General features: G+C 54.7%; 6 protein-coding genes. All 6 read right to left on the reverse strand.

From position 1 onward, the window contains the following. A partial coding sequence (rpsM, locus tag ACIQ5B_RS10305) for a 30S ribosomal protein S13 (RefSeq protein WP_397598944.1) occupies positions 1-98 on the reverse strand: 98 nt, incomplete at its 3' end. A gap of 174 nt (positions 99-272) precedes the next feature. Then, positions 273-1,178: a 30S ribosomal protein S6--L-glutamate ligase gene (rimK, locus tag ACIQ5B_RS10310; protein ID WP_397598940.1), complete on the reverse strand. Its 906-nt coding sequence runs from the start codon at positions 1,176-1,178 to the stop codon at positions 273-275. Continuing rightward, positions 1,175-1,651: an ATP-dependent zinc protease gene (locus ACIQ5B_RS10315; protein WP_395637753.1), complete on the reverse strand. Its 477-nt coding sequence runs from the start codon at positions 1,649-1,651 to the stop codon at positions 1,175-1,177. The genes rimK and ACIQ5B_RS10315 overlap by 4 nt, the downstream gene beginning before the upstream one ends. Positions 1,652-1,780: 129 nt before the next feature. Further along, positions 1,781-2,425, reverse strand: coding sequence for an adenylate kinase (locus ACIQ5B_RS10320; protein ID WP_397598941.1), 645 nt, complete (start codon positions 2,423-2,425; stop codon positions 1,781-1,783). Positions 2,426-2,459: 34 nt separating this feature from the next. Further along, entirely contained in the window at positions 2,460-3,836 is a 1,377-nt protein-coding gene (gene secY / locus ACIQ5B_RS10325; RefSeq protein ID WP_397598942.1) for a preprotein translocase subunit SecY, read from the reverse strand. Between the two features lie 172 nt (positions 3,837-4,008). Beyond that, positions 4,009-4,522: 50S ribosomal protein L15 (gene rplO, locus ACIQ5B_RS10330; RefSeq protein ID WP_397598943.1), on the reverse strand; the 514-nt coding region annotated here is incomplete at its 5' end.

The raw sequence follows: 4,522 nt of genomic DNA on the forward strand, positions 1-4,522 counted from the left end.
ATTTCGACGGCTTTAGTGCGGCCGATACCGTGAATGTAGGTAAGCGCAATGATCACGCGCTTGTTGGTTGGAATGTTAACTCCGGCAATACGTGCCAATTTATTTACTCCTGCTCCACAGGTGCCCCGAAAGACAAACCCTATCTCAACGCTGATGATATTCCGAAACGCACAAAACCAGCGGACGCGAAAAAGCGCTGCTGGTTGCACCAGATGATCGGAATTGAGGTCGCCTTACGGTGAGTCGCGCTAACTGTCAAGGCTAGCGGCGCGCTATCCCTTGCCTTTGGTCTTGGTTTTGCCCGCAATTGCGTTTTCTTCGATGAACGCAATAATCCGGCTCGCAACATCCTTGCCAGTGGCTTTTTCGATTCCTTCAAGCCCGGGCGAACTATTCACTTCCATGATGACCGGGCCATGATTGGACCGCAGCATATCGACGCCAGCGACATTTAACCCCATGGCGCGCGCGGCGCGGACCGCGGTTGAGCGTTCCTCCGGCGTAATTTTTATCGCTTCGGCCGAACCGCCGCGATGCAGATTTGATCGAAAATCCCCCTCCGCCCCCTTACGCTGCATCGATGCGACAACCTTGTTGCCGATCACAAAACAACGAATGTCGGTGGCATTTGCCTCTTTAATGAATTCCTGCACGAGGATGTTCACGTTGGCCCCGCGAAACGCCTCAATGACGGAGCGGGCCGACTTTTCGGTCTCACCCAAAACCACACCAATGCCCTGCGTGCCTTCCAATAGCTTGATGACAACCGGAGCGCCGCCAACCATTTTGATGACTTCATCGGTTTGCTTGGGATCGTGGGCGAATGCCGTTACCGGCAGGCCAAGCCCCTTGCGCGCCAAAATCTGTAACGACCGCAGCTTGTCGCGGGATCGGCCGATGGCGACGCTTTCGTTCAATGACCATACGTTCATCATCTCAAACTGACGCAGCACAGCGAGGCCGTAAAATGTGATGGACGCGCCAATGCGCGGAATGACCGCGTCATATTTGCCGAGCTTGGCACCCTGATAATATGCTTCGGGGCGGTGCGACGTGATGTTCATCGTCACCCGCAACGTATTCAGAATATCAATCTCATGTCCACGCGCCAAGGCGGCTTCGACGAGCCGTTGGTGCGAATATAGGTTGGCGTTGCGTGCCAACATGGCGATTTTCATGTGCTCTTTTGTCCTTGATTCGCTGGCTTGCCCAATACCCAGCGTCGTGCGCTATTGACCAGAAAGCCGCGCCTTAGCGCCCGTCGGCCAATTAGCAAGGGAAAGGCCATGGAACGCCGGTTCGCCAAGGTGAGCTGTCCGTTCCAACACAGCTTACCAAAACAAAATTGCGCTGAGATGACATAGCGTTCTTGCGTGTCACCATTGGACGATCGCACCATGCGCCGGTCGATGACGGGCGCTTCATAGCGCTTTGGCTTTTCGCCCGCATTCAAACGGAACCAAAATTCAACCCACGGCTTGCCATCGCGGACGATAGGTTTGATGCGCGTTGCATGTATCGATGATGTAGCAGCGCCGGTGTCCATTTTCGCGTGCACGTGCGACAGGCCAAGGCTCGGCACATCGACCATTTCGCACCAGCCAATCTCTAATTTGCCGCCTGAACGCGGCTTGCCTCCCCCCGCAACCAATTAGATTTGCTCCAATGCCGGCGATGCTGTTGCAGCCAATATCGCTGCCGTGATGACAAGATGTTTCATGGAAGGCGTTCCTAACAACCGTTTCCATTTCCGTCACGTTGAACTTGTTTGCGCGGGCGTTCAGCCGATGATGGCTTCAATCGCCTTCGTCACGTCGTCAATCGGTGCCATGCCATCGACGCGGCTTACAAGGCCGCGGGCATCATACAGGGGCAAGATCGGTTCGGTCTTTGCGCGATACTCCGCCATGCGGGTGCGGACGGTTTCTTCATTGTCATCGGGACGACGCTTAAATTCATGCGATCCACATTTGTCACATGTATCGGCTTTGACCGGTTTTTTGAAAACATCATGATAGCCATCACCGCAATTGGCGCAGGTGAAACGGCCAACAACGCGTTCGACCAACGCGTCTTCGTCAACAACCAGTTCAATCACATAATGGAGCGTCCGTTGGCGTGCGGACAAAAGGCCATCGAGAAGTGCGACTTGCGGCGCCGTGCGTGGGTAGCCGTCAAATATCAGGCCCTTATCCGCAGGGATGGCATCCATATGCTCGCCAAGGATCTCGGCCATCAATTCGTCTGGGAAAAGCTTTCCCGCCTTCATGATCTCATCCGCCATTTTACCGACTTCAGTGCCCGCCTTTACGGCCGCGCGCAGGATGTCGCCGGTCGACAATTGCATCATGCCATATTTCTCGACGAGAAATGCAGCCTGCGTTCCTTTGCCTGCGCCAGGAGGCCCCAAAAGGATGATATTCATGAAACGTTTCCCTGTTCGTTTCGATGTCGCACCTCTAGCGGGCGCGTCCACCCTTCAACTTGGCCTTCTTCAACAAATCCCCGTATTGGTGGGCGAGCAGATGGCTCTGGATCTGTGAAATCGTATCAATGGTGACGTTGACGAGAATGAGCAAGCTGGTTCCGCCAATAGCGAAGAACTGCTGCTGGCCAGTTTGGGCCATGACATAGTCGGGCAACAAGCAGACCAAGGTCAGATAGGCCGCACCCAACACGGTGATGCGTGTCAGAACATAATCCAGATAAGATTCCGTGTTCTTGCCCGGACGAATGCCCGGAATGAAGCCACCGGCTTTTTTCAGATTCTCGGATGTTTCTTCCGGATTGAACACCACAGCGGTGTAAAAGAAGCAGAAGAAGATGATACCGAGGCCATAGAGCGCGAGATACACCGGCTGTCCATGAGCCAAATACTGGTTCAACGTGATGACAAAGTCACCCATCGCGCTTTCACCCGCAACCTTGTTTCCACCAAGCTGCGTGATGGTGATAGGCAAAAGCAACAATGATGATGCAAAAATCGGCGGGATGACGCCAGCAGTGTTGATCTTCAATGGAAGATGGCTGCGGTCAGCCTGCATCATGCCGCGCTGCGTCGCGCGCTTTGGATATTGAATAAGCACGCGGCGCTGGCCGCGCTCCATGAAACAGATCAGCAAAGTCAGGCCGACAAACATCAACAGAAAGCCGACGATCAGAAAGCCGCTGATCGATCCGGTCCGTCCGCCTTCAAGAAGCTGTGCGAACAACCGCGGCATTTGGGCGACGATACCCGCCATGATGATCAAAGAGATACCGTTGCCGATACCGCGCGACGTAATCTGTTCACCCAGCCACATCAGGAACATGGTGCCGCCGATAAGGCTGATGGTCGCAACGATGCGGAACATCAGGCCCGGCTCCACAACCGCGCTAATGCCGTTGGCTGCAGCGAGGCTTTCGAGCCCTGCCGCGAGGAAATAACCCTGCACCGCGGTCAGGAAAACCGTGCCGTAGCGCGTATATTGATTGAGTTTCTTGCGTCCGCTCTCGCCCTCTTTCTTGATAGCAGCAAGCGTCGGCGACAACGATGCAGCGAGCTGCACAACAATCGACGCGGTAATATAGGGCATGACACCAAGCGCGATGAGGCTCATGCGCTCAAGGCTGCCGCCCGAGAAAGTGTTGAAGATATCGAGAACGCCGCCAGCGGCATTGTTCGCATAAAGGGCTGCTTGCGCGATGGGATCAACGCCCGGCAGCGGCACGAAGCTCAGCATCCGGAATATGATGAGCGCGCCGATAGTGAACCAGATGCGGTTCTTAAGCTCTGTTGCCTGCCCGAACTTCGATAAATTGAGGTTCGATCCCATTTGGTCGGCCCTAGATGCCATGATATACGTTCCTTGGTTTCGGATTAACCGTGAATGCACAATAATCGCGCAACGGCTTCACCCCAAAAATTTCGCCTGACTGTATCTGGACGAACCCCAGAAATGTCAAACCCCGCCAGCCCATATCGGGAAGCGGGGCTGGCATGACAAGAGCGAAGTCGTCGCCCCCGTCTTATTTCTTGGCCGCAGCTTCTTTAGCAGCGTTCTTGACTGACGATTTCTTCGCAGCGGCTTTTTCCGATGCAGAGACCTTCACCAGCACTTCAACCTTACCACCGGCCTTTTCAACGGCCTCAATGGCTGCCTTCGAAGCACCAGCAACAGAGAAGTTAACCTTGGAGGTGAGTTCACCCTTAGCCAACAAACGGACGCCGTCCTTGCCACCACGTGCAAGACCAGCTGCCTTCAAAGCCGCATGGTCAACAACAGCTTTGATGTCGATTTTCTTGGCATCGATAAACTTCTGGATCATGCCCAGATTTACTTCGGCATGGTCCTTGGCGAAGATGTTGTTGAAGCCACGCTTTGGAATACGCATGTGAAGTGGCATCTGGCCGCCTTCAAATCCGTTGATCGAAACACCCGAACGGCTGGTCTGACCCTTTTGGCCGCGACCCGAGGTCTTGCCTTTGCCCGAACCGATACCACGGCCAACGCGCATACGGCGATGGCGGGCGCCTTCGTTG

The sequence above is a fragment of the Sphingorhabdus sp. genome, from assembly GCF_044374345.1.
Taxonomy (GTDB): Bacteria; Pseudomonadota; Alphaproteobacteria; order Sphingomonadales; family Sphingomonadaceae; genus Sphingorhabdus_B.